Consider the following 25,929-nt stretch of genomic DNA (forward strand, 5'->3'; position numbering starts at 1 on the left):
ACACCGCACTGTCCGGCCCACCCCCGGACACCGCACTGTCCGGCCCACCCCCGGACACCGCACTGTCCGGCCCACCCCCGGACACCGCACTGTCCCGCCCACCCCCGGAACACTCCCACTCGGGGGGTCTGGGGGCGCAGCCCCCAGCGGGGGTCCGGGGCGGAGCCCCGGGGATGGGACGGGTAGGGGCGGCGGGGGCGACACCAATGCGTACTGGTGCGCAAACCGTCACCTTTACGCTCCACGAACGGTGGCGACGCGAGGGTGTACGGCACAATGACCAGTGCCCCACGACCCCTTCGAAGCTACGGAAAAGACGTGATGAGCAAGACGACGGTCAGGGACGTCTCCACCGAGCCGGAACAGCCGGAGCAGCCGGAACACGCCGACACCCCACGCACGGTGGGCGGCAGCCGCGCCTTCGCGATCATGCTGCTGATCACCGGCGCGGCCGGCCTGCTGGCGTCCTGGGTCATCACGATCGACAAGTTCAAGCTGCTCGAAGACCCGGACTTCACCCCGGGCTGCAGCCTCAACCCGGTCGTGTCCTGCGGCAACATCATGAAGAGCGACCAGGCCTCCGTCTTCGGGTTCCCCAACCCGATGCTCGGCCTCGTCGCCTACGGCATCGTCATCTGCGTCGGCATGAGCCTGCTCGCCCGGGCCACGTTCCCGCGCTGGTACTGGCTCACCCTCAACGCGGGCATGCTCTTCGGCGTCGGATTCGTGACCTGGCTCCAGTACCAGTCGCTGTACAACATCAACTCGCTGTGCCTGTGGTGCTGCCTGGCCTGGGTCGCCACGATCATCATGTTCTGGTATGTGACGTCGTCCAACATCCGCAACGGCCTGCTGCCCGCGCCGGGCTGGCTGAAGGGCTTCTTCGGCGAGTTCACCTGGGTCCTGCCGGTCCTGCACATCGGCATCATCGGCATGCTGATCCTGACCCGCTGGTGGGACTTCTGGACCAGCTGACGGCCCCGCCGTCCCGGGCCACCCCCCAGGGCTGACGGCGTTGTCAGTGGGGTGACATAGGGTTTCGTACGTGGAGCCCGACCTGTTCACCGCAGCCGCAGAAGAACGCCAGGAGAAGGACCCCGCCGGCAGTCCCCTGGCGGTGCGCATGCGCCCGCGCACCCTCGACGAGGTCGTGGGCCAGCAGCATCTGCTGAAGCCCGGCTCACCCCTGCGCAGACTGGTCGGCGAGGGCTCCGGCGGTCCGGCCGGTCCCTCCTCGGTGATCCTCTGGGGCCCGCCGGGCACGGGCAAGACGACCCTGGCGTACGTCGTCTCCAAGGCCACCAACAAGCGCTTCGTGGAGCTCTCCGCGATCACCGCCGGCGTCAAGGAGGTCCGCGCGGTCATCGACGGCGCCCGCCGCGCCACCGGCGGCTTCGGCAAGGAGACCGTCCTCTTCCTCGACGAGATCCACCGCTTCAGCAAGGCCCAGCAGGACTCCCTGCTCCCGGCGGTCGAGAACCGCTGGGTGACGCTGATCGCGGCGACCACGGAGAACCCGTACTTCTCGGTGATCTCGCCCCTGCTGTCCCGCTCCCTGCTCCTCACCCTCGAACCGCTCACGGACGACGACCTGCGCGGCCTCCTGCGCCGCGCCCTGACCGACGAGCGCGGCCTCAAGGGCGCCGTCACCCTCCCCGAGGACACCGAGGAACACCTGCTGCGCATCGCCGGCGGCGACGCCCGCCGGGCCCTCACCGCCCTGGAGGCCGCGGCCGGGGCCGCCCTCGACAAGGGCGGGACGGAGGTCGGCCTGACGACGCTGGAGGAGACCGTCGACCGCGCCGCCGTCAAATACGACCGCGACGGCGACCAGCACTACGACGTGGCCAGCGCCCTGATCAAGTCCATCCGCGGCTCCGACGTCGACGCGGCGCTGCACTACCTGGCCCGGATGATCGAGGCCGGCGAGGACCCCCGCTTCATCGCCCGCCGCCTCATGATCTCCGCCAGCGAGGACATCGGCCTCGCCGATCCGAACGCGCTGCCGATAGCCGTCGCCGCCGCCCAGGCCGTCGCCATGATCGGTTTCCCCGAGGCAGCCCTCACTCTCAGCCACGCCACCATCGCCCTGGCCCTCGCCCCCAAGTCCAATGCCGCGACGACCGCGATCGGCGCCGCCATGGAAGACGTACGCAAGGGCCACGCGGGACCCGTACCGATGCACCTGCGCGACGGCCACTACAAGGGCGCGGCCAAGCTCGGCCACGCGCAGGGGTATGTCTACCCGCACGACCTGCCCGAGGGCATCGCCACCCAGCAGTACGCCCCGGACGCCCTCAAGGACCGGGAGTACTACACGCCGACCCGCCACGGCGCCGAGGCACGCTACGCGGACGCGGTGGAGTGGACCAGGAAGCACCTCGGTCGAGGGCGGTCCTGACCACCCTGTAGACTTCCTGCAGCGCTGCGTCCCGTGTCCGGCACCTCCGAGAAGGTGGAGCCGGCACCACCAGAACGGGACATCCAGCCGGAGCCCCCGCCCTCCAGCGGGGATTCCAGGAGCGTCGCGCACCGTCGAAGGTGTCGCGGGCAGCCCACCACCCTCCCGGCCTCCGGGACACGGTCGGTGGGCCACTCGCGTGCTGCACGTATGTGCCCAGACCAGGGAGCGGCTGCCCAGCAGGTCCGACCGACCGGACCCGCGGGGTTTCCCAGGCTGCGGATGCGACCTCCCCTAACCCTGGTGAAGCCGTATTCACATCAGAAACACGAGGTGTTTGGTTCATGGCGAACCAGTCCCGCCCCAAGGTCAAGAAGTCGCGTGCCCTCGGCATCGCGCTGACCCCGAAGGCCGTCAAGTACTTCGAGGCCCGCCCCTACCCGCCGGGTGAGCACGGCCGCGGCCGCAAGCAGAACTCGGACTACAAGGTCCGTCTGCTGGAGAAGCAGCGTCTGCGCGCGCAGTACGACGTGTCCGAGCGCCAGCTCGTCCGCGCCTACGAGCGTGCCTCCAAGGTCCAGGGCAAGACCGGTGAGGCCCTGATCATCGAGCTGGAGCGTCGTCTCGACGCCCTGGTCCTGCGTTCGGGCATCGCCCGCACGATCTACCAGGCCCGCCAGATGGTCGTCCACGGCCACATCGAGGTCAACGGCCACAAGGTCGACAAGCCCTCCTTCCGCGTCAAGCCCGACGACGTCGTGATGGTCCGCGAGCGCAGCCGCCAGAAGCCGCTGTTCGAGGTCTCCCGCGAGGGTGGCTTCGCCGCCGACGGCGAGACCCCGCGCTACCTCCAGGTGAACCTCAAGGCCCTGGCGTTCCGCCTGGACCGTGAGCCGAACCGCAAGGAGATCCCGGTGATCTGCGACGAGCAGCTCGTCGTCGAGTACTACGCCCGTTGATCCTTTAGTCACCGGGCGCGGTACTTCCCGCGCAGCAGCCCGTCGTCCCTCCCGTCCCTCGTGGCGGGCGGGACGGCGGGCTCTCGCGTTCCTGAGCGGCGCTGAGCAGCGCTGAGCGGGATCGGACGGGGAGCCGGTAATGCGGTACGGAGTGGCACCCCCGGCGCGATAGGCTCGGGGACACTGACTTTCCGGGTTTCCGAAGTCGCAGGCATGTTCCAGAGAGCGGGTGCACACAGTGTCCGGTGGAGAGGTGGCCGGGATCCTGGTGGCCGTCTTCTGGGCGATCCTGGTCTCCTTCCTCGCCGTGGCGCTGGCGAGGTTGGCCCAGACGCTCAGGGCGACCACCAAGCTCGTCGCGGACGTGACCGACCAGGCCGTCCCGCTCCTCGCCGACGCCTCCGCGGCCGTACGCTCCGCACAGAACCAGATCGACCGCGTGGACGCCATCGCATCCGACGTCCAGGAGGTCACCTCGAACGCGTCGGCGCTCTCCACGACTGTCGCGTCCACCTTCGGCGGCCCGCTGGTGAAGGTGGCGGCGTTCGGCTACGGCGTCCGCCGGGCCCTCGGCGGCCGCCGAGAGGACGTGCCCGCCAGGACGCCCCGACGTACCGTGATCGTGGGCCGCACCGTTCCGGCCAAGCGGCGCGAGAAGCGGAACAACCGGAACAAGAAGGACTGACGCAGCGATGTTCCGCCGTACCTTCTGGTTCACCACGGGCGTCGCCGCCGGTGTGTGGGCCACCACCAAGGTCAACCGCAAGCTCAGGCAGCTGACCCCCGAGCACCTCGCCACGCAGGCCGCGAACAAGACGATCGAGGCCGGCCACCGGTTCAAGGACCGCGCGGTGGGCTTCGCACTCGACGTCCGCGACGGCATGGCCCAGCGGGAATCCGAACTGGGGGAGGCGCTGGGCATCAACGAGAACCCCGAACTCCCCGCACCCCGGCGGTACGCCGCCATCGAGAACCGCAGCAACCCGAAGTACGTCGACAGGACGACGTACTCGTACAACCGGAATGAGGACCACTGATGGAGTCGGCTGAAATCCGCCGCCGCTGGCTGAGCTTCTTCGAGGAGCGCGGTCACACCGTCGTCCCTTCGGCGTCGCTCATCGCGGACGACCCGACTCTGCTGCTGGTCAACGCGGGCATGGTGCCGTTCAAGCCGTACTTCCTCGGTGAGGTCACGCCGCCCGCCCCGCGCGCCACCAGTGTGCAGAAGTGCGTCCGTACGCCCGACATCGAAGAGGTCGGCAAGACCACTCGGCACGGCACGTTCTTCCAGATGTGCGGCAATTTCTCCTTCGGCGACTACTTCAAGGAAGGCGCCATCAAGCTCGCCTGGGAGCTGCTCACCTCGCCCCAGGACAAGGGCGGTTACGGCCTGGAGCCGGAGAAGCTCTGGGTCACCGTGTACCTGGAGGACGACGAGGCCGAGCGCATCTGGCACGAGGTCGTCGGCGTGCCCAAGGAGCGCATCCAGCGCCTCGGCAAGGCGGACAACTACTGGTCGATGGGCGTCCCGGGCCCCTGCGGCCCGTGTTCCGAGATCAACTACGACCGGGGCCCGGAGTTCGGCGTAGAGGGCGGCCCTGCCGTCAACGACGAGCGGTACGTGGAGATCTGGAACCTGGTCTTCATGCAGTACGAGCGGGGCGAGGGCACCTCGAAGGAGGACTTCGAGATCCTCGGTGACCTGCCGAGCAAGAACATCGACACGGGCCTGGGCCTGGAGCGGCTTGCCATGATTCTGCAGGGCGTGCAGAACATGTACGAGATCGACACCTCCATGGCCGTCATCAACAAGGCCACCGAGCTCACCGGTGTCCGCTACGGCCAGGCCAAGGCCTCCGACGTCTCCCTTCGCGTCGTCACCGACCACATCCGCACCGCCGTGATGCTCATCGGTGACGGCGTCACCCCCGGCAACGAGGGCCGCGGCTATGTGCTGCGCCGCATCATGCGCCGCGCCATCCGCAACATGCGCCTCCTCGGCGCCACCGGCCCCGTCGTCAAGGACCTCATCGACGTCGTCATCGGGATGATGGGCCAGCAGTACCCCGAGCTCATCACCGACCGCGAGCGCATCGAGAAGGTCGCCCTCGCCGAGGAGAACGCCTTCCTCAAGACGCTGAAGGCCGGCACGAACATCCTCGACACCGCCGTGACCGAGACCAAGGCCGGCGGTGGCGCGGTCCTCGCCGGTGACAAGGCCTTCCTGCTCCACGACACCTGGGGCTTCCCGATCGACCTCACCCTCGAAATGGCCGCCGAGCAGGGCCTTTCGGTGGACGAGGACGGCTTCCGGCGCCTGATGAAGGAGCAGCGGGAGCGCGCCAAGGCCGATGCCCGGGCCAAGAAGACCGGCCACGCCGACCTCGGCGCCTACCGCGAGATCGCCGACAGCTCCGGCGAGACCGACTTCATCGGCTACTCGGACACCGAGGGCGAGTCCAGGGTCGTCGGCATCCTCGTCGACGGCGTCTCCTCCCCGGCCGCCACCGAGGGCGACGAGGTCGAGATCGTCCTCGACCGCACCCCGTTCTACGCCGAGGGCGGCGGCCAGATCGGCGACACCGGCCGGATCAAGGTCGACTCCGGTGCCGTCATCGAGGTCCGCGACTGCCAGAAGCCGGTTCCGGGCGTGTACGTCCACAAGGGCGTCGTCCAGGTCGGCGAGGTGACCGTGGGTGCCACGGCCCACGCCTCGATCGACTCCCGCCGCCGCACGGCCATCGCCCGCGCCCACTCGGCCACGCACCTCACCCACCAGGCCCTGCGCGACGCCCTCGGCCCCACGGCCGCCCAGGCCGGTTCCGAGAACCAGCCCGGCCGCTTCCGCTTCGACTTCGGCTCCCCGTCCGCCGTCCCGACGGCCGTGATGACCGACGTCGAACAGAAGATCAACGAGGTGCTCGCCCGCGATCTCGACGTCCGCGCCGACGTCATGGGCATCGACGAGGCCAAGAAGCAGGGCGCCATCGCCGAGTTCGGCGAGAAGTACGGCGAGCGCGTCCGCGTCGTCACCATCGGCGACTTCTCCAAGGAGCTGTGCGGCGGCACGCACGTCCACAACACCGCCCAGCTCGGCCTGGTCAAGCTGCTCGGAGAGTCGTCCATCGGCTCCGGCGTACGCCGGATCGAGGCCCTGGTAGGCGTCGACGCCTACAACTTCCTCGCCCGTGAGCACACGGTCGTCGCCCAGCTCCAGGAGCTGATCAAGGGACGCCCGGAGGAGCTCCCGGAGAAGGTCTCCGCCATGCTCGGCAAGCTGAAGGACGCCGAGAAGGAGATCGAGAAGTTCCGCGCCGAGAAGGTGCTCCAGGCCGCCGCCGGTCTCGCCGAGTCCGCCAAGGACGTGCGCGGCGTCGCTCTCGTGACCGGCCAGGTCCCGGACGGCACCACCGCCGACGACCTGCGCAAGCTGGTCCTCGACGTGCGCGGCCGCATCCAGGGCGGACGGGCCGCCGTGGTCGCCCTGTTCACCGTGGCGAACGGCAAGCCGCTGACGGTCATCGCCACCAACGAGGCCGCTCGCGAGCGCGGCCTCAAGGCCGGCGACCTGGTCCGCACCGCCGCCAAGACTCTCGGCGGCGGCGGTGGCGGCAAGCCGGACGTCGCCCAGGGCGGAGGCCAGAACCCGGCCGCCGTCGGCGATGCCGTGGACGCCGTCGAGCGGCTCGTGGCGGACACGGCCAAGTGAGCGCGGACAGTCGGGCGAACGACGACGGTCCGGTCATGCGCCGAGGCCGCCGGCTGGCGATCGACGTCGGGGACGCCCGTATCGGGGTCGCCTCGTGCGACCCCGACGGGATCCTCGCCACTCCCGTCGAGACGGTCCCGGGCCGCGACATCCCGGCGGCTCAGCGCCGGTTGAAGCAACTCGTCGAGGAGTACGAACCGATCGAGGTCGTGGTTGGCCTCCCTCGCTCCCTCAAGGGGGGCGAGGGCCCGGCCGCGGCCAAGGTTCGCGGCTTCGCCCAGCAACTGGCCCGCATGATCGCGCCCGTTCCGGTGAGACTCGTCGACGAGAGGATGACCACGGTGACGGCCAGTCAGGGCCTGCGTGCCTCGGGCGTGAAGTCCAAGAAGGGACGGTCCGTCATCGACCAGGCGGCCGCGGTCGTGATCCTGCAACAGGCCCTGGAATCCGAACGGGTGTCAGGTAAAGCTCCGGGCGAGGGCGTCGAAGTGGTCATCTGATCGCGATACGGTAACGTTCCGCGCGATTGCGGCGCTGTTCGAACAGCAGCCGCACAACAAGAGGCGGAACGGTAGCGGTGCTGTGAGCATCGCGTGGTTGGCCGCCTCGCGGCTCTAGGGGATCGATGACTGAGTATGGCCGGGGCCAGGGCTCCGAACCGTGGCATCCCGAGGACCCGTTGTACGGGGACGACGGATGGGGAGGACAGCAGGCCCACGCAGGCCGGCAGTCCCCCTACGGCGGCCAGCCGCAGCACTATCCAGAGCAGTCGCAGCAACAGTACGGCGACTGGGGCACCGGCCAGCAGGCCGGATACGGACAGGCGCAGCAGCAGTACCAGCAGTACCCCGAACAGGCCCAGCAGTACCCCGAACAGACTCAGCAGTACCCTGAACAGGTCCAGCAGTACCCCGAGCAGGCCCAGCAGCCGTACCACCACGGCGGCTGGGACACCGGCACACACACCCACGTCCCGTACGGCGCCGACCCGGCCGACCCCTACGCAGGCCAGAACGCCGCGTACGGAGGTGGACAGCACGACTACTACGGCACGCCCGACGCGTATCCGCCGCCGGAGCCCCCGGCGCGCCGCCGCGCCGCGCCGGAGCCGGAGCCGGAGCCGGAGCAGACCGACTGGGATCCCGGGCCCGACCAGGGCGAGCACGCGTTCTTCGCGGGTGGCGCCGACGACGAGGACGACCCCCGCGACCGCGGCGGACGCGGTGACCGGCGGGGCCGGGGCGGCAAGACCGGCAAGAAGCGCCGCAACGGCTGCGCCTGCCTGGTGGTGGCCCTCGTCTTCACCGGTGGCCTCGGCGGGGCCACCTATTTCGGCTACCAGTTCTACCAGGACCGTTTCGGCGAAGCCCCCGATTACGTGGGGGACGGCACGAGCGAGAAGGTGACCGTCACCATCGCCAAGGGCGCGGGCGGTTATGTGATCGGGCAGGAACTGAAGAAGGCCGGTGTGGTCAAGAGCGTCGACGCGTTCGTGGCCGCGCAGGCGCAGCACCCGGAGGGGGAGACGATCCAGGCGGGCGTCTACGTCCTCAGCATGGAAATGTCCGCCGAGAGCGCCCTCGCCCTCATGCTCGATCCCAAGAGCCGTAACAACATGATCGTCGCCGAGGGCCTGCGCAATTCCAAGATCTACGCGGAGATCGACAAGCGCCTCGACCTGAAGGCGGGCACGACCGCGGGGGTTGCCAAGAAGGAATGGCCGACCCTCGGCCTGCCGGAGTGGGCGAACGACAACGAGGACATCAAGGACCCGCTGGAAGGATTCCTCTACCCTTCCAGCTATCCCGTGTCCAAGGACATGAAGCCCAAGGAAGTCCTGCAGGAAATGGTCGACTTCTCCAAGCAGAAGTACGAGGAATTCGGCCTGGAGGAGAAGGCGAAGGAGCTGGACCTGGACACGCCGCTTCAGGTTCTCACCGTGGCGAGCCTGGTCCAGGCCGAGGGCAAGTACCAGAAGGACTTCGAAAAGGTAGCGAGGGTCGTCTACAACCGGCTGAAGACGGACAACACCGAGACGTACGGCCTGCTCGACTTCGACTCGACGGTGAACTACCTGAAGGGCGAGTCCAAGCTCGCCACGGGTTCGGTCGACGAATTGCGGCAGATCGACGACCCGTACAACACGTACAAGATCAAGGGGCTGCCGCCCGGACCGATCAACAACCCGGGCGAGCTGGCGATCGAGGCCTCCCTCGAGCCCGCCGAGGGAAACTGGTACTACTTCGTCTCGGTCAACGAGGACGAGACCCTCTTCGCCGAGACCAACGAAGAACACAACCGCAACCGCCAGAAGTACCTCGAAGAGCAGAACGGACAATGAGCGCCACGCACACCAAGCGCCGAGCCGCCGTCCTCGGTTCCCCCATCGCCCACTCCCTCTCCCCGGTGCTGCACCGGGCCGCCTACGCGGAACTGGGGCTCGGCGACTGGTCGTACGACCGTTTCGAGGTCGACGAGGGGACGCTGCCCGGGTTCGTCGAGCAGCTCGGCCCCGAGTGGGCGGGGCTGTCGCTGACCATGCCGCTCAAGCGGGCCGTCATCCCGCTGCTGGACGGGATCAGCGAGACGGCGACCTCGGTCGAGGCCGTCAACACGGTCGTGTTCACCGAGGACGGACGGCGCGTCGGCGACAACACCGACATCCCCGGGATGGTCGCCGCCCTCCGGGAGCGCGGCATCGAGCAGGTGGACTCCGCGGCGATCCTCGGCGCGGGCGCCACCGCGTCCTCCGCACTGGCCGCGCTCGCCCGGATCTGCACCGGCGAGGTCGTCGTGTACGTACGCAGCGAGGCGCGCGCCGCCGAGATGCGGCAGTGGGGCGAGCGGCTGGACGTCGAGGTGCGTACGGCGGACTGGGCGGACGCCGGGCGGGCCCTGCACGCGCCGCTCGTGATCGCCACGACCCCGGCGGGCGCCACGGACGCCCTGGCACCGGCCGTACCGGAGCGGCCCGCGACCCTCTTCGACGTGCTGTACGACCCGTGGCCGACCGACCTCGCGGCGCGCTGGTCGGCGTACGGCGGTGCCGTCGTCAGTGGCCTCGACCTGCTCGTGCACCAGGCTGTGCTGCAGGTCGAGCAGATGACGGGGCGCACGCCGGCACCGGTGGACGCCATGCGGAAGGCGGGGGAGCAGGCGCTGGCGGCCCGCCACGTCTGACGGGCCGCGCCCGACCTGACCCACCCGACCTGACCGAGTCGCGTCCGTCTGATGGACCTGCGACCGGCCCGGGGGCCCGGACGTGGGAGGATCGGAGGAGGCGGGCCAGGGCCGCGCACCCGGTCGCGCCGTCGCCGTACGCGAGGACGTGCGTACGCAGGGCAGTACCAGGGCGCGAGCATGAGGAGCACCGTTGAGCAGGTTGCGCTGGCTGACCGCGGGGGAGTCCCACGGTCCCGCACTTGTCGCGACGCTGGAGGGACTTCCCGCCGGCGTGCCGATCACCACGGACATGGTGGCGGACCATCTGGCCCGACGGCGTCTCGGCTACGGACGCGGTGCGCGGATGAAGTTCGAGCGCGACGAGGTCACCTTCCTCGGCGGCGTGCGCCACGGCCTCACCCTCGGCTCCCCGGTCGCCATCATGGTGGGCAACACCGAGTGGCCCAAGTGGGAGCAGGTCATGGCGGCCGACCCGGTCGACCCGGAGATCCTCGCCGGCCTCGCCCGCAACGCGCCGCTGACCCGTCCGCGTCCCGGCCACGCCGATCTGGCGGGCATGCAGAAGTACGGCTTCGACGAGGCCCGGCCGATCCTGGAGCGCGCCTCCGCCCGGGAGACGGCGGCCCGCGTGGCACTGGGCGCGGTGGCCCGGTCGTACCTGAAGGAGACGGCCGGTATCGAGGTCGTCAGCCACGTCGTCGAGCTGGCCGCCGCCAAGGCGCCGTACGGCGTCTACCCCAAGCCCTCGGACGTCGAGAAGCTGGACGCCGACCCGGTGCGCTGCCTGGACGCGGACGTGTCGAAGGCGATGGTCGCGGAGATCGACCAGGCCCACAAGGACGGCGACACCCTCGGCGGAGTGGTCGAGGTCCTGGCGTACGGCGTGCCGGTCGGCCTCGGCTCGCACGTGCACTGGGACCGGCGCCTCGACGCCCGGCTGGCGGCGGCGCTCATGGGCATCCAGGCCATCAAGGGCGTCGAGGTCGGCGACGGGTTCGACCTCGCGCGGGTGCCGGGCTCGAAGGCGCACGACGAGATCCTCACCACCGACGAGGGCATCAAGCGGGCGACCGGGCGCTCCGGCGGCACCGAGGGCGGCCTGACCACCGGTGAGCTGCTGCGGGTGCGGGCCGCGATGAAGCCGATCGCGACCGTGCCGCGCGCGCTGAGGACCGTCGACGTGGTCACGGGCGATCCCACACAGGCCCACCACCAGCGCTCCGACGTGTGCGCGGTCCCGGCGGCCGGCATCGTCGCCGAGGCGATGGTGGCGCTGGTGCTGGCCGACGCGGTGGCGGAGAAGTTCGGCGGCGACTCGGTGCCCGAGACCCGCCGCAACGTACGGTCGTACCTCGACAGCCTGGCGATCCGGTGAGCGCTGTGCCCCTGGTCGTCCTGGTCGGTCCGATGGGCGTCGGCAAGTCCACCGTCGGGCGGCTGCTCGCCGAGCGGCTCGGCGTCGGCTTCCGGGACACCGACGACGACATCGTGGCCGCCGAGGGCCGGACCATCGCCGAGATCTTCGTGGACGAGGGCGAGGGCGCCTTCCGCGCGATCGAGAAGCGGACGGTGCGCGAGGCACTCGCCGAGCACGACGGAGTGCTCGCCCTCGGCGGCGGCGCGGTCCTCGACGAGGACACGCGCGCGCTGCTCGCCGGCCGGAGTGTCGTCTACCTCTCGATGGACGTCGAGGAGGCGGTCAGGCGCACCGGCCTGAACGTGGCCCGGCCGCTGCTCGCCATCAACCCGCGCAAGCAGTGGCGCGAGCTGATGGAGGCCCGCCGGCACCTGTACACCGAGGTCGCCGACGCGGTCGTGGCCACCGACGGCCGTACGCCCGAAGAGGTCGCCCAAGCCGTCCTGGACGCACTGGAGTTGGCTGCATCTCCCGGGGGACGACCCCCGGACCCCCGGCAGGAGAACGCGATGGCGAACCAGGTGACAAGAATTCAGGTCGGCGGCACGGCGGGCACCGAGCCGTACGAGGTCCTGGTGGGCCGTCAGCTCCTGGGTGAGCTGGGCGGGTTGATCGGCGACCGGGTGAAGCGGGTCGCCGTGATCCACCCCGAGGCGCTCGCCGAGACCGGTGAGGCGCTCCGGGCCGACCTGGCGGAGCAGGGCTACGAGGCCGTCGCCATCCAGGTGCCCAACGCGGAGGAGGCCAAGACCGCCGAGGTCGCCGCCTACTGCTGGAAGGCGCTCGGACAGTCCGGGTTCACGCGTACCGACGTGATCGTCGGCGTCGGCGGCGGGGCCACCACGGACCTCGCCGGGTTCGTGGCCGCGACCTGGCTGCGCGGAGTGCGCTGGATCGCCGTCCCCACCACCGTGCTGGCCATGGTCGACGCGGCCGTGGGCGGCAAGACCGGCATCAACACCGCCGAGGGCAAGAACCTCGTGGGCGCCTTCCACCCGCCGGCGGGTGTGCTGTGCGACCTGGCCGCGCTGGACTCCCTCCCGGTCAACGACTACGTCTCCGGGCTCGCCGAGATCATCAAGGCCGGGTTCATCGCCGACCCGGTGATCCTGGAGCTGATCGAGGTCGACCCGCAGGCCGCCCGCAGCCCTCAGGGCCCGCACACCGCCGAGCTGATCGAGCGGTCCATCAAGGTCAAGGCCGAGGTGGTCTCCGGCGACCTGAAGGAGTCGGGCCTGCGGGAGATCCTCAACTACGGGCACACCCTGGCGCACGCCATCGAGAAGAACGAGCGCTACAAGTGGCGCCACGGAGCGGCCGTCTCGGTCGGCATGCACTTCGCCGCCGAACTCGGCCGTCTGGCGGGCCGGTTGGACGACGCGACCGCCGACCGCCACCGTACGGTCCTGGAGTCGGTGGGTCTGCCGCTGCACTACCGTCACGACCAGTGGCCCAAGCTGCTGGAGACGATGAAGGTCGACAAGAAGTCCCGCGGCGACCTGCTGCGCTTCATCGTCCTCGACGGACTGGCCAAGCCCACCGTGCTGGAGGGCCCCGACCCGGCCGTGCTGCTCGCCGCGTACGGCGAGGTGGGGCAGTAACGCCCGCGGCGGTAAGTCCCGCTCCGGCACCGTAGGCCCGATTCGCCTTGTGGCCAGGGGCACTTCGGGCCGCTCCCGGCCGCTCACCAAACTGCGGCCGGGGGCGGTACCGTTCGGATGGGGGTACCCCCACGCTCTTTTGGCTGTGGGGGAGAGCGGACTTTCCGCCTGCCAGCGCCAATGTGACTGTACGAGACGGAGTGGCACCGGATGCAGCACGCAGTGGGAGCTCCGCTGCCGCCGCCCCACCAGACGGGGCACGGGCCGGGGACCGGCTGGTCGTCGGCCGCACACCACCCGGGACACCCGGGGCCCGCGCCGACGACCCCGCCCACCCCGGGCTTCACCCCGGGGCCCGTCCCGCCCGGGGCTCCGCACATCCCGCAGCACCCTGTGCCGCCGCACCCGGCCTCCGCCCCGCACACCGCTTCCGCCCCGCCGTCGCGGGACACCACCGGCCATGTGCAGCTCCCGCCCGGCGGTCCCGTCGCCGTGCCGAGCACCCCGCCCGCCGACACCACGTCCACCACGCTCGCGGTGCTGCTCATCGGCCCCGCCGGCGCCGGCAAGACGAGCGTCGCCAAGTACTGGGCGGACCACCGCCGGGTGCCCACGGCGCACATCAGCCTCGACGACGTCCGCGAATGGGTGCGCTCGGGCTTCGCCGACCCGCAGTCCGGGTGGAACGACAACTCCGAGGCGCAGTATCGTCTCGCCCGCCGTACCTGCGGCTTCGCCGCCCGCAACTTCCTGGCCAACGGCATCTCCTGCATCCTCGACGACGCCGTCTTCCCCGACCGCCCTGTCGTCGGCCTCGGCGGCTGGAAGCGGCATGTGGGCCCCGGGCTGCTGCCCGTCGTCCTCCTGCCCGGCCTGGAGATAGTGCTGGAGCGCAACGCCGAGCGGTCGGGCAACCGCCGACTCTCGGATGAGGAGGTCGCCCGCATCCACGGCCGCATGGCGGGCTGGTACGGGTCGGGGTTGCCGATCATCGACAACTCCCAGCTTGATGTGCCGTCCACGGCCAGGGTTCTGGACGATGTCCTGGCAAGGTCGATCGCAAGCCCCCCGAAGTGGTAAACACAGGGGACTGAGCCAACCCCAAAGGGGCGCGGGGCTGTGTCAATATGCGGCTCCGCCGCGTGGGCGCGATCAACCCGCACCGCCCCGCAGACGGCAAACAACAGACAGCCGCACCCCCGTCCCCGATCGGCCCCCTTCCCAACCCGCACAATCCAGCTACCGCCCACTCGGTCGACCCCAACCGGCACAAACCCGGCGGAACCCATACGCTCGGCTCATGTCAGAGGTGTACGCGGCCCGGCGGGCGAGGCTACGGGAACGGTTCAACGCGGGCGGCAGTGCGACGGCACTGGTCACCCGGTCTGCCAACGTGCGCTATCTCACGGGGGCGGCCCCGCGCGGCGCGGTTCTGCTGCTGGGCAAGGGCGAGGACGTACTGCTCTGTGGGCGCCCGCCGAACGAGGAGACCGGGGAGGGGCGACCGGACGAGGCGCTGCGTGTGCAGGCGCTGCCCGGTCCCGGTGGTGATCCGGCGGTCGCCGCCGCCGATCTTGCCGCGGGGCAGAGGGCCGAGTCCCTCGCGGTCGAGGAGCACCATCTCACCGTGTCCCGGCACCGTGCGATCGGTTCGGTGGCGCCCCGGCTGCGGCTCGCGGACCTCGGTGGCGCGGTGGAGCAGCTGAGGGTCGTCAAGGACGAGGAGGAGATCTCTTGCCTGCGGATCGGTGCGGAGATCGCCGACCAGGCGCTGGGCGAGCTGCTCGAATCGATCCTCGTCGGCCGTACCGAACGCCATCTCGCCCTCGAACTGGAGCGGCGGCTCGTCGACCACGGCGCCGACGGCCCGGCCTTCACGACATCCGTCGCCACCGGTCCGAACTCCGGCCGCCGCGGTCACCGCCCGACCGACCGGCGGGTCGAGGAGGGCGACTTCCTCTCCGTCTGCCTCGGCGCCGCGTACCGCGGCTACCGCTGCGAGATCGGCCGTACGTTCGTCATCGGCACCTCGCCCGCCGACTGGCAGATCGAGCTGTACGACCGGGTCTTCGCCGCTCAGCGCGCGGGCCGCGAGAGCCTGGCACCCGGCGCCGCCTACCGGGACGTCGACCACGCGGCCCGCCAGGTCCTGGACTCGGCGGGGTACGCGGAAGGCCTCCCCGCGCTGATGGGGCACGGTGTCGGGCTCGAAATGGAAGAGGACCCGCAGTTGGCCCCCGCGGCCATGGGTAAACTGGACGCTTGCGTGCCGGTCACCGTCGAACCGGGGGTCCACCTCCCGGGACGGGGCGGTGTCCGGATCGATGACACGCTCGTCGTCCGCCCCGAGGCGGACGGCGGACCCGAGCTACTCACCATCACGACCAAGGAGCTGCTCGCGCTCTAGCCGAGCTGTGCGCGTGCCCCGGGGTCGTCCACGTCAGTCCAGGAGATTGAAGCAACCGTGGCTTCCACGAACGACCTCAAGAACGGCATGGTGCTCAAGCTTGACGGGGGCCAGCTCTGGTCCGTCGTCGAGTTCCAGCACGTCAAGCCCGGCAAGGGCCCGGCCTTCGTGCGCACCAAGCTCAAGAACGTGCTCTCCGGCAAGGTCGTCGACAAGACCTTCAACGCCGGCGTCAAGGTCGAAACGGCCACCGTCGACAAGCGCGACATGCAGTTCTCCTACATGGACGGCGAGTACTTCGTCTTCATGGACATGGAGACCTACGACCAGCTCATGGTCGACCGGAAGGCCGTCGGCGACGCCGCCAACTTCCTCGTCGAGGGCTTCACGGCCACCGTGGCGCAGCACGAGGGCGAGGTGCTCTTCGTCGAGCTCCCGGCCGCCGTCGAGCTGACCGTCCAGGAGACCGAGCCGGGCGTCCAGGGCGACCGCTCCACCGGCGGCACCAAGCCCGCCATCCTGGAGACCGGCCACCAGATCAACGTCCCGCTCTTCATCACCACCGGTGAGAAGATCAAGGTCGACACCCGCACCAGCGACTACCTCGGCCGGGTGAACAGCTAACCGTGGCTGCCCGCAACACGGCCCGCAAGCGCGCCTTCCAGATCCTCTTCGAGGGCGACCAGCGCGGCGCCGACGTCCTGACGGTCCTCGCGGACTGGATCCGGCACTCCCGGACCGACACCCGGCAGCCGCCGGTGAGCGAGTACACGATGCAGCTGGTCGAGGGGTACGCCAAGCACGCGACCCGGATCGACGAGCTCATCGCCCAGTACGCGGTCGGCTGGACGCTCGACAGGATGCCGGTCGTCGACCGGAACATCCTGCGCCTCGGTGCCTACGAGCTGATCTGGGTCGACGAGACTCCGGACGCCGTGGTGCTCGACGAGATGGTGCAGCTGGCGAAGGAGTTCTCCACGGACGAGTCGCCCTCGTTCGTGAACGGCCTGCTCGGACGACTCAAGGACCTCAAGCCGTCGCTCCGCCGCGAGTAGCAGCCGGGTTCGCCGCGCTCCCGGCCGACACTTCCGGCCGACAGGGCGCGCTGCCAGGTCGACGGTCCGACATCCGACACACGACGTCGTAGTCGCCACGTCACAGACGCCTCAGGGCCCGCAGCATTCACCGCTGCGGGCCCTGAGGCGTCTACGCGCGTCCCTGAGGCGCTCCGAGAGTCCCGGGTGCCCAGAGGGGCGCGCGTGCCACGAGAGGGGCGTAGAGGGGCAGGGGGAGCGCTTGGAGCGGCTTCCTGGCCCCACAGCCGCCCCCGGGAGCCCTGAGCGCCGTAGAAAAACCGCCGGGGTGACCGGAACCTCTCGGCTCCGGTCACCCCGGCGGCACGTTTCTGCTGGACTTCGCCGGATAACGCTCAGCTGTCCTCGTGGGAGACCGCGCGGCGTGCGTCCGCGTCGAGGACGCCCCAGCTGATCAGCTGCTCGGTGAGGACCGACGGCGACTGGTCGTAGATGACGGCCAGGGTGCGCAGGTCGTCCTGGCGGATCGACAGCACCTTGCCGTTGTAGTCACCGCGCTGGGACTGGATCGTCGCGGCGTACCGCTGCAGTGGGCCCGCCTTCTCGGCCGGCACGTGGGCCAGGCGCTCCAGGTCCAGGACGAGCTTCGGCGGCGGCTCGGCGGCCCCGCCCGGCGTGGTGCCCGGCAGCAGCTCCTGCACCGGAACCCCGTAGAAGTCCGCCAGCTCGGCAAGGCGCTGCACGGTGACGGCGCGGTCGCCGCGCTCGTACGAACCGACCACGACCGCCTTCCAGCGTCCCTGGGACTTCTCCTCGACACCGTGGAGGGAAAGGCCCTGCTGGGTGCGGATCGCGCGGAGCTTGGCCCCGAGCTGTTTGGCGTATTCGCTGGACATATAGCTCCCGGACACTGGTCAACATGCGGCTCCGCCGCGCGGTTGGTGACTCACTGTGAGGTTACGCAGCGTTACTCTGCCCCGTCAAGCGGAATGGTCCGGACCGACTCTTCCGTGGTAATCACCGACCGGTTGCTCCAAGGGGGTGAAGGGGGTGGCCGAGGGGGTGATGTGGGACCTCTCTCCGCCCTGGTAGCGTGTATGGCGCAAATCCGACGTCCTTTAAGGTCCGTCCCGTGAGGCGGAGAAGGAGGTCCGTTTCGTATGGACACTCAAGCGTCCGATGCGCGGCCCGTTCTCGAAGGCCCCGACATCGCGCGGGTACTGACCCGCATCGCCCACGAGATCGTCGAACGCGCCAAGGGCGCCGACGACGTGGTGCTCCTCGGCATTCCGACCCGGGGAGTCTTCCTCGCCCAGCGGCTCGCCGCCAAGCTCGAGGAGATCACCGACCGCAAGATCCCGGTCGGCTCGCTCGACATCACGATGTACCGCGACGACCTGCGCATGCACCCGCCGCGTGCGCTGGCCCGCACCGAGATCCCCGCCGACGGCATCGACGGCCGCCTGGTCGTCCTCGTCGACGACGTGCTCTTCTCCGGCCGCACCATCCGCGCCGCGCTCGACTCGCTGAACGACATCGGGCGTCCGCGCGCCGTGCAGCTCGCGGTCCTCGTCGACCGTGGCCACCGCGAACTGCCCATCCGCGCCGACTACGTCGGCAAGAACCTCCCCACGTCGCTGCGGGAGACGGTCAAGGTCCAGCTCATCGAGGAGGACGGCCGGGACACCGTGCTGCTCGGTGCCAAGCAGACCACCCCGGGCGCGCAGCAGTAGCACGTACGGCTCTTCCGTACGGCCCCGACTCCGCCTCCGCGGGCCCGCCTGCCCGAATTATCCCGTTCTCCCACTCTCCCGTTCTCCCGATGAACTGCCTTACGGAGCCTGAAAGATGCAGCGTCATCTCATCTCGGCCGCCGACCTCACCCGCGACGACGCCGTCCTGATCCTCGACACCGCCGAGGAGATGGCCCGGGTCGCCGACCGGCCGATCAAGAAGCTGCCGACCCTGCGCGGCCGCACCGTCGTCAACCTTTTCTTCGAGGACTCCACCCGCACCCGGATCTCCTTCGAAGCCGCCGAGAAGCGCCTCTCCGCGGACGTCATCAACTTCTCCGCCAAGGGGTCGAGCGTGTCGAAGGGCGAGTCCCTGAAGGACACCGCCCAGACCCTCGAAGCCATGGGCGTCGACGCCGTCGTCATCCGGCACGGTGCCTCCGGAGCCCCGTACCGCCTGGCCAACTCCGGCTGGATCGACGCCGCCGTCATCAACGCGGGCGACGGCACCCACCAGCACCCCACGCAGGCCCTGCTGGACGCCTTCACCATGCGGCGCCGCCTGGTCGGCCGGGACGCCGGGATGGGCCAGGACCTCGCCGGCAAGCGCATCACGATCGTCGGCGACATCCTGCACGGCCGGGTCGCCCGCTCCAATGTCGATCTGCTGCACACCCTCGGCGCCGAGGTCACCCTCGTCGCCCCGCCCACCCTGCTGCCGGTCGGCATCGAGACCTGGCCCTGCGAGGTCTCGTACGACCTCGACAGCACGCTCCCGAAGTCCGACGCGGTGATGATGCTGCGGGTCCAGCGCGAGCGCATGAACGCCGCGTTCTTCCCGACCGAGCGCGAGTACTCGCGGCGCTACGGCCTCGACGGCGACCGCATGGCGCGGATGCCCGAGCACGCCATCGTGATGCACCCGGGCCCAATGGTCCGCGGCATGGAGATCACCGCCGAGGTCGCCGACTCGGCGCGCTGCACCGCGATCGAGCAGGTCGCCAACGGTGTGTCGGCCCGGATGGCCGTGCTGTACCTGCTGCTCGGCGGCGCGGTGTTCGACTCGAAGAACGTGCCCGCCGTCACCTCGAAGAACGTGCCTGCCGTCACCTATCCCCGTACCGAGGAGAAGTAAGAACGATGAGCAAGATTCTGATCCGTGGTGCGAAGGTGCTCGGCGGCGAGGCGCAGGACGTCCTGATCGACGGTTCGGTCATCGAGGCCGTGGGCAGCGGTCTGCCGGCCGACGGTGCCGAGGTCGTCGAGGCCGACGGCAAGGTGCTCCTCCCGGGCCTCGTCGACCTGCACACTCATCTGCGCGAGCCCGGCCGCGAGGACTCCGAGACCGTGCTGACCGGTACGCGGGCGGCGGCGAGCGGCGGCTACACGGCCGTGTTCGCCATGGCCAACACCTTCCCGGTCGCCGACACGGCCGGTGTCGTCGAGCAGGTCTACCGGCTGGGCCGGGAGCACGGGTACTGCGACGTGCAGCCGATCGGTGCCGTCACCGTCGGCCTGGAGGGCAAGAAGCTCGCCGAGCTGGGCGCGATGCACGAGTCGGCCGCCGGGGTCACCGTCTTCTCGGACGACGGCAAGTGCGTGGACGACGCCGTGATCATGCGCCGGGCGCTGGAGTACGTGAAGGCCTTCGGCGGCGTCGTCGCCCAGCACGCGCAGGAGCCGCGGCTGACCGAGGGCGCCCAGATGAACGAGGGTGTCGTCTCCGCCGAGCTGGGACTCGGGGGATGGCCCGCGGTGGCCGAAGAATCGATCATCGCCCGGGATGTACTGCTCGCCGAGCACGTCGGCTCCCGCGTCCACATCTGCCACCTGTCGACGGCGGGCTCGGTGGAGATCGTGCGCTGGGCCAAGTCCCGCGGCATGGACGTCACCGCCGAGGTCACCCCGCACCACCTGCTCCTCACCGACGAGCTCGTGCGGACGTACAACCCGGTCTTCAAGGTCAACCCGCCGCTGCGCACCGAGCGGGACGTGCTGGCCCTGCGCGAGGCGCTCGCCGACGGCACCATCGACATCGTGGCCACCGACCACGCACCGCACCCGCAGGAGGACAAGGACTGCGAGTGGGCCGCGGCCGCCATGGGCATGGTGGGGCTCGAAACCGCGCTGTCGGTGGTCCAGGAGACGATGGTGGACACCGGGCTGCTCGACTGGGCCGGGGTCGCCGAGCGCATGTCCTTCAAGCCCGCCGTGATCGGGCGGGCCAAGGGCCACGGCCGTCCCGTCTCGGCAGGTGAGCCCGCCAACCTCACCCTCGTCGACACGGCATACCGTGGGTCCGTGGACCCCGCGGGCTTCGCCTCGCGCAGCCGCAACACCCCGTACGAGGGCCGCGAGCTGCCGGGCCGTGTCACGCACACGTGGCTGCGGGGCAAGGCCACGCTCGTCGACGGGAAGCTCGCGTGACACCTCTGATCTCGATCGCCGCCGAACAGAAGTCGGCCGCAGTGACCGACTGGGCCGCTCGTGTCGGCTGGCTCGTCGGACTCGCCCTCTTCGTCGCGCTCGTCTACTGGCTGATGCGCGAGGGCTGGAAGTGGCGCGGCACGCTCCAGGGCGACCTGCCCGAGCTGCCCAGCGCGCCGGACGGGACCGGTCCGGCGAAACTGAGGATGAGCGGCCGCTACCACGGCTCCACCACCGCCGGGCAGTGGCTGGACCGGATCGTGGCCCGTGGCCTGGGCAACCGCAGCCGGGCCGAGCTCACGCTGACGGACGCGGGCCTGGACGTCGTACGCCCCTCAGCGGCGGACTTCTTCGTCCCCGTGGCCGCCCTGCGCGAGGCCCGCCTCGACAAGGGCATCGCCGGCAAGGTCCTCACCGAGGGCGGACTGCTGGTCGTGACCTGGGAACACGGCGACCGGCTGATCGACTCCGGGTTCCGCTCCGACCACGCGGCCGAGCACAACGAGTGGGTCGAGGCACTCAACCAGATGATCGACAAGACGGAAATCGACAAGACGGAAACGGAAGGCGCACGATGACGACCTCCACCAGGGGAGCCACCAGGGTTCCCGCCGTACTCGTCCTGGAGGACGGCCGGATCTTCCGCGGCCGTGCCTACGGGGCCGTGGGGGTGACCTTCGGCGAAGCGGTGTTCTCCACCGGGATGACCGGCTACCAGGAGACCCTGACCGACCCGTCGTACCACCGCCAGGTCGTCGTGATGACCGCCCCGCACGTCGGCAACACCGGCGTCAACGACGAGGACCCCGAGTCGCAGCGCATCTGGGTCTCGGGATACGTCGTACGCGACCCCGCGCGCGTGCCGTCCAACTGGCGCTCCCGGCGCTCGCTGGACGAGGAGCTGGCCCAGCAGGGCGTCGTCGGCATCAGCGGCATCGACACCCGAGCGCTCACCCGCCATCTGCGTGAGCGCGGCGCCATGCGCGTCGGCATCTTCTCCGGCAACGCGCTGCCCGACGACGGCACCATGCTCGCCGAGGTGCGCCAGGCGCCCGAGATGAAGGGCGCCAGCCTCTACGAGGAGGTGGCCACCAAGGAGTCGTACGTCGTCCCCGCCGTCGGTGAGAAGAAGTTCACCGTCGCGGCCGTGGACCTCGGCATCAAGGGCATGACCCCGCACCGCATGGCCGAGCGCGGCATCGAGGTGCATGTGCTGCCCGCGACCGCGACGGCGGACGACATCTACGCGGTCGCCCCCGACGGCGTGTTCTTCTCGAACGGTCCCGGTGACCCGGAGAAGGCCGATCACCCCGTCTCCGTGATGCGTGCCGTGCTCGAACGCAAGACGCCCCTCTTCGGCATCTGCTTCGGCAACCAGATCCTCGGCCGCGCCCTCGGCTTCGGCACGTTCAAGCTGAAGTACGGCCACCGGGGCATCAACCAGCCCGTGCAGGACCGTACGACCGGCAAGGTCGAGGTCACCGCGCACAACCACGGCTTCGCCGTCGACGCGCCGCTCGACCGCGTCTCCGATACCCCCTACGGGCGTGCCGAGGTCTCGCACGTCTGCCTGAACGACCAGGTCGTCGAAGGGCTCCAGCTCCTCGACCGGCCTGCCTTCAGCGTCCAGTACCACCCCGAAGCGGCAGCGGGCCCGCACGACGCCGCCTACCTGTTCGACCGCTTCGTATCCCTGATGGAGGGCCAGCGTGCCTAAGCGCACCGATATCCAGTCCGTCCTGGTCATCGGCTCCGGCCCGATCGTCATCGGCCAGGCCGCCGAGTTCGACTACTCCGGCACCCAGGCGTGCCGGATCCTGCGCGCCGAGGGCCTGCGGGTGATCCTGGTCAACTCCAACCCGGCGACGATCATGACCGACCCGGAGATCGCCGACGCCACGTACGTCGAGCCGATCACCCCGGAGTTCGTCGAGAAGATCATCGCCAAGGAGCGCCCCGACGCGCTGCTGCCGACCCTGGGCGGTCAGACGGCGCTGAACACGGCGATCTCGCTGCACGAGAACGGTGTCCTCGGCAAGTATGGCGTCGAACTCATCGGCGCCAACGTCGAGGCGATCCACAAGGGCGAGGACCGCGACCAGTTCAAGCTGGTCGTCGACGCGGTGCACAGCAAGATCGGGCACGGTGAGAGCGCGCGGTCGGTGATCTGCCACTCCATGGACGACGTGCTGAAGGGCGTCGACGAGCTCGGCGGGTACCCCGTCGTCGTCCGGCCATCCTTCACCATGGGCGGCGCCGGCTCCGGCTTCGCGCACGACGAGGAGGAGCTGCGCCGTATCGCCGGCCAGGGCCTGACGCTCTCGCCGACCACCGAGGTGCTCCTGGAGGAGTCCATCCTCGGCTGGAAGGAGTACGAGCTGGAGCTGATGCGCGACAAGCACGACAACGTGGTGGTCGTCTGCTCCATCGAGAACTTCGACCCCATGGGCGTGCACACCGGTGACTCGATCACGGTCGCGCCCGCGATGACCCTCACCGACCGCGAGTACCAGATCCTGAGGGACATCGGCATCGCCGTCATCCGCGAGGTCGGCGTCGACACCGGCGGCTGCAACATCCAGTTCGCCGTGAATCCTGTGGACGGCCGTGTCATCGTCATCGAGATGAACCCGCGCGTGTCGCGTTCCTCGGCGCTGGCCTCCAAGGCGACCGGTTTCCCGATCGCGAAGATCGCCGCCAAGCTGGCCGTCGGCTACACGCTCGACGAGATCCCGAACGACATCACCGAGCAGACCCCGGCCTCCTTCGAGCCGACGCTCGACTACGTGGTGGTGAAGGCGCCGCGGTTCGCCTTCGAGAAGTTCCCGAGCGCCGACTCCACGCTGACGACCACCATGAAGTCGGTCGGCGAGGCCATGGCCATCGGCCGCAACTTCACCGAGGCCTTCCAGAAGGCGCTGCGCTCGCTGGAGAAGAAGGGCAGCCAGTTCACGTTCGTGGGCGAGCCCGGCGACAAGGCGCTTCTCCTGGCAGAGGCGGTGCGGCCGACGGACGGGCGCGTCAACGCCGTCATGCAGGCCATCCGCGCGGGCGCCACGCCCGAGGAGGTCTTCGAGGCCACGAAGATCGACCCGTGGTTCGTCGACCAGCTCTTCCTGATCAAGGAGGTCGCGGACGAGCTGGCCGAGGCGGACAAGCTCGGTCCCGAGCTGCTGGCCGAGGCCAAGCGGCACGGGTTCTCCGACTCCCAGATCGGCGAGATCCGCGGGCTGCGCGAGGACGTCGTGCGCGAGGTGCGGCACGCGCTGGGCGTGCGCCCGGTGTACAAGACGGTCGACACGTGCGCCGCCGAGTTCGCGGCGAGGACGCCGTACTTCTACTCCTCGTACGACGAGGAGACCGAGGTGGCCCCGCGCGAGAAGCCGGCCGTCATCATCCTGGGCTCCGGCCCGAACCGCATCGGCCAGGGCATCGAGTTCGACTACTCCTGCGTCCACGCCTCCTTCGCGCTGAGCGACGCGGGCTACGAGACCGTGATGGTCAACTGCAACCCGGAGACCGTCTCCACGGACTACGACACCTCCGACCGCCTGTACTTCGAGCCGCTCACCCTCGAAGACGTACTGGAGATCGTCCATGCCGAGTCGCAGGCCGGCCCCGTCGCGGGCGTCGTCGTGCAGCTCGGCGGCCAGACCCCGCTGGGCCTGTCGCAGGCGCTCAAGGACGCCGGTGTGCCGATCGTGGGCACTCCTCCGGAGGCCATCCACGCCGCCGAGGACCGCGGCGCCTTCGGCCGTGTCCTCCAGGAGGCGGGGCTCCCGGCTCCCAAGCACGGCACGGCCACGACCTTCGCCGAGGCCAAGGCCATCGCCGACGAGATCGGCTACCCCGTCCTCGTACGGCCGTCGTACGTCCTCGGCGGGCGCGGCATGGAGATCGTGTACGACGAGACCCGGCTGTCGGCGTACATCGCCGAGTCGACCGAGATCAGCCCCTCCCGGCCGGTGCTGGTCGACCGCTTCCTCGACGACGCGATCGAGATCGACGTCGACGCCCTCTACGACGGCCGGGAGCTGTACCTCGGCGGCGTGATGGAGCACATCGAGGAGGCCGGCATCCACTCCGGCGACTCGGCGTGCGCCCTGCCCCCGATCACGCTCGGCGGCTTCGACATCAAGCGGCTGCGGGCCTCGACGGAGGCCATCGCGCGGGGCGTCGGCGTACGCGGTCTGATCAACATCCAGTTCGCGATGGCGGGCGACATCCTGTACGTCCTCGAAGCGAACCCGCGCGCCTCGCGCACGGTCCCGTTCACCTCGAAGGCGACTGCCGTGCCGCTGGCCAAGGCCGCCGCCCGCATCTCGCTGGGCTCGACCATCGCCGAACTGCGCACGGAGGGGCTGCTTCCGGCGACCGGCGACGGGGGCGAGCTGCCGCTCGACGCGCCGATCTCCGTCAAGGAGGCCGTCATGCCGTGGTCCCGCTTCCGCGACACCTCCGGGCGCGGCGTCGACACCGTCCTCGGCCCCGAGATGCGCTCCACGGGCGAGGTCATGGGCATCGACTCGGTCTTCGGCACGGCCTACGCCAAGTCGCAGGCCGGGGCGTACGGGCCGCTGCCGACCAAGGGGCGCGCCTTCATCTCGGTCGCCAACCGCGACAAGCGTTCGATGATCTTCCCGGCGCGTGAACTGGTCGCCCACGGCTTCGAGTTGCTCGCCACGTCCGGCACGGCCGAGGTGCTCAGGCGCAACGGCATCAACGCCACCGTCGTCCGCAAGCAGAGCGAGGGCGCCGGCCCGAACGGCGAGAAGACCATCGTCCAGCTCATCCACGACGGCGAGGTCGACCTCATCGTCAACACCCCGTACGGCACCGGCGGCCGCCTCGACGGCTACGACATCCGTACGGCGGCCGTGGCCCGGTCCGTGCCGTGCCTGACGACGGTCCAGGCGCTCGCCGCGGCCGTCCAGGGCATCGACGCCCTCAACCACGGTGACGTGGGTGTCCGCTCGCTCCAGGAACACGCGGAGCATCTGACCGCGGCCCGCGACTGATCGCTGAGGGGGACACCGGAAACGGTGTCCCCCTCTTCAT

Annotated in this window: 22 protein-coding genes; 21 read left to right on the forward strand and 1 reads right to left on the reverse strand. The window is 70.1% G+C overall.

Features of this window, described 5'->3' with window-relative positions; all coding sequences use genetic code 11:
• The first annotated feature begins 321 nt into the window (after positions 1 to 321).
• The 15 genes from ACWD3C_RS15910 to nusB all read left to right on the forward strand — a co-directional run bounded on the left by ACWD3C_RS15910 (position 322) and on the right by nusB (position 16,732).
• Positions 322 to 975, forward strand: a complete 654-nt coding sequence (locus ACWD3C_RS15910; protein ID WP_451144202.1) for a vitamin K epoxide reductase family protein — start codon at positions 322 to 324, stop codon at positions 973 to 975.
• Positions 976 to 1,045: 70 nt separating this feature from the next.
• The gene (locus ACWD3C_RS15915; RefSeq protein ID WP_451144204.1) at positions 1,046 to 2,401 is read left to right on the forward strand and encodes a replication-associated recombination protein A; all 1,356 of its coding nucleotides are present in this window, start codon (positions 1,046 to 1,048) and stop codon (positions 2,399 to 2,401) included.
• Positions 2,402 to 2,745: 344 nt separating this feature from the next.
• Entirely contained in the window at positions 2,746 to 3,360 is a 615-nt protein-coding gene (rpsD, locus tag ACWD3C_RS15920) for a 30S ribosomal protein S4 (protein ID WP_451144206.1), read from the forward strand.
• Between the two features lie 229 nt (positions 3,361 to 3,589).
• The gene (locus ACWD3C_RS15925) at positions 3,590 to 4,045 is read left to right on the forward strand and encodes a DUF948 domain-containing protein (RefSeq protein ID WP_451144208.1); all 456 of its coding nucleotides are present in this window, start codon (positions 3,590 to 3,592) and stop codon (positions 4,043 to 4,045) included.
• 7 nt (positions 4,046 to 4,052) lie between these two features.
• The gene (locus tag ACWD3C_RS15930) at positions 4,053 to 4,397 is read left to right on the forward strand and encodes a hypothetical protein (protein ID WP_451144210.1); all 345 of its coding nucleotides are present in this window, start codon (positions 4,053 to 4,055) and stop codon (positions 4,395 to 4,397) included.
• Positions 4,397 to 7,069 carry an alanine--tRNA ligase gene (gene alaS, locus ACWD3C_RS15935; RefSeq protein WP_451144212.1) on the forward strand — a complete coding sequence of 891 codons (2,673 nt, stop codon included), beginning with the start codon at positions 4,397 to 4,399 and terminating at the stop codon, positions 7,067 to 7,069. The genes ACWD3C_RS15930 and alaS overlap by 1 nt, the downstream gene beginning before the upstream one ends.
• Positions 7,070 to 7,104: 35 nt before the next feature.
• On the forward strand, positions 7,105 to 7,569 hold the full coding sequence (gene ruvX / locus ACWD3C_RS15940) for a Holliday junction resolvase RuvX (RefSeq protein WP_451144214.1): 465 nt from the start codon (positions 7,105 to 7,107) through the stop codon (positions 7,567 to 7,569).
• Positions 7,570 to 7,694: 125 nt separating this feature from the next.
• Complete coding sequence (gene mltG, locus ACWD3C_RS15945) at positions 7,695 to 9,410, forward strand: endolytic transglycosylase MltG (RefSeq protein WP_451144216.1); 1,716 nt, start codon at positions 7,695 to 7,697, stop codon at positions 9,408 to 9,410.
• The gene (locus tag ACWD3C_RS15950) at positions 9,407 to 10,249 is read left to right on the forward strand and encodes a shikimate dehydrogenase (RefSeq protein WP_451144218.1); all 843 of its coding nucleotides are present in this window, start codon (positions 9,407 to 9,409) and stop codon (positions 10,247 to 10,249) included. Before mltG ends, ACWD3C_RS15950 begins: the two co-directional genes overlap by 4 nt.
• A 193-nt stretch (positions 10,250 to 10,442) precedes the next feature.
• The gene (gene aroC / locus ACWD3C_RS15955) at positions 10,443 to 11,627 is read left to right on the forward strand and encodes a chorismate synthase (RefSeq protein ID WP_451144220.1); all 1,185 of its coding nucleotides are present in this window, start codon (positions 10,443 to 10,445) and stop codon (positions 11,625 to 11,627) included.
• A gap of 32 nt (positions 11,628 to 11,659) precedes the next feature.
• Complete coding sequence (gene aroB, locus ACWD3C_RS15960; RefSeq protein ID WP_451144410.1) at positions 11,660 to 13,270, forward strand: 3-dehydroquinate synthase; 1,611 nt, start codon at positions 11,660 to 11,662, stop codon at positions 13,268 to 13,270.
• Between the two features lie 210 nt (positions 13,271 to 13,480).
• Positions 13,481 to 14,350, forward strand: a complete 870-nt coding sequence (locus ACWD3C_RS15965; protein ID WP_451144222.1) for a Pro-rich N-terminal domain-containing protein — start codon at positions 13,481 to 13,483, stop codon at positions 14,348 to 14,350.
• A gap of 220 nt (positions 14,351 to 14,570) precedes the next feature.
• Positions 14,571 to 15,677 carry an aminopeptidase P family protein gene (locus ACWD3C_RS15970; RefSeq protein ID WP_451144224.1) on the forward strand — a complete coding sequence of 369 codons (1,107 nt, stop codon included), beginning with the start codon at positions 14,571 to 14,573 and terminating at the stop codon, positions 15,675 to 15,677.
• 57 nt (positions 15,678 to 15,734) lie between these two features.
• Positions 15,735 to 16,301: an elongation factor P gene (gene efp / locus ACWD3C_RS15975; RefSeq protein ID WP_451144226.1), complete on the forward strand. Its 567-nt coding sequence runs from the start codon at positions 15,735 to 15,737 to the stop codon at positions 16,299 to 16,301.
• A 2-nt stretch (positions 16,302 to 16,303) separates the two neighbouring features.
• Positions 16,304 to 16,732, forward strand: coding sequence for a transcription antitermination factor NusB (gene nusB / locus ACWD3C_RS15980; protein WP_451144228.1), 429 nt, complete (start codon positions 16,304 to 16,306; stop codon positions 16,730 to 16,732).
• A 374-nt stretch (positions 16,733 to 17,106) separates the two neighbouring features.
• Here nusB and bldD read toward each other — a convergent pair whose 3' ends face one another.
• Positions 17,107 to 17,607 carry a transcriptional regulator BldD gene (gene bldD, locus ACWD3C_RS15985; RefSeq protein WP_007380685.1) on the reverse strand — a complete coding sequence of 167 codons (501 nt, stop codon included), beginning with the start codon at positions 17,605 to 17,607 and terminating at the stop codon, positions 17,107 to 17,109.
• A gap of 264 nt (positions 17,608 to 17,871) precedes the next feature.
• Here bldD and pyrR point away from each other — a divergent pair, with 264 nt between their 5' ends.
• From pyrR to carB, 6 genes are all read left to right on the forward strand, one after another.
• Positions 17,872 to 18,444: a bifunctional pyr operon transcriptional regulator/uracil phosphoribosyltransferase PyrR gene (gene pyrR / locus ACWD3C_RS15990; RefSeq protein WP_451144230.1), complete on the forward strand. Its 573-nt coding sequence runs from the start codon at positions 17,872 to 17,874 to the stop codon at positions 18,442 to 18,444.
• 115 nt (positions 18,445 to 18,559) lie between these two features.
• Positions 18,560 to 19,579, forward strand: coding sequence for an aspartate carbamoyltransferase catalytic subunit (locus ACWD3C_RS15995; RefSeq protein WP_451144232.1), 1,020 nt, complete (start codon positions 18,560 to 18,562; stop codon positions 19,577 to 19,579).
• Between the two features lie 5 nt (positions 19,580 to 19,584).
• The gene (locus ACWD3C_RS16000) at positions 19,585 to 20,871 is read left to right on the forward strand and encodes a dihydroorotase (protein ID WP_451144234.1); all 1,287 of its coding nucleotides are present in this window, start codon (positions 19,585 to 19,587) and stop codon (positions 20,869 to 20,871) included.
• A complete protein-coding gene (locus tag ACWD3C_RS16005; RefSeq protein ID WP_451144236.1) occupies positions 20,868 to 21,449 on the forward strand; it encodes a PH-like domain-containing protein in 582 nt (193 codons plus the stop codon). Before ACWD3C_RS16000 ends, ACWD3C_RS16005 begins: the two co-directional genes overlap by 4 nt.
• Positions 21,446 to 22,588, forward strand: a complete 1,143-nt coding sequence (gene carA / locus ACWD3C_RS16010; RefSeq protein WP_451144238.1) for a glutamine-hydrolyzing carbamoyl-phosphate synthase small subunit — start codon at positions 21,446 to 21,448, stop codon at positions 22,586 to 22,588. Before ACWD3C_RS16005 ends, carA begins: the two co-directional genes overlap by 4 nt.
• A complete protein-coding gene (gene carB, locus ACWD3C_RS16015) occupies positions 22,581 to 25,889 on the forward strand; it encodes a carbamoyl-phosphate synthase large subunit (protein WP_451144240.1) in 3,309 nt (1,102 codons plus the stop codon). Before carA ends, carB begins: the two co-directional genes overlap by 8 nt.
• The last annotated feature ends 40 nt before the right edge of the window (positions 25,890 to 25,929 follow it).

The organism is Streptomyces sp. NPDC002845 (assembly GCF_053591955.1).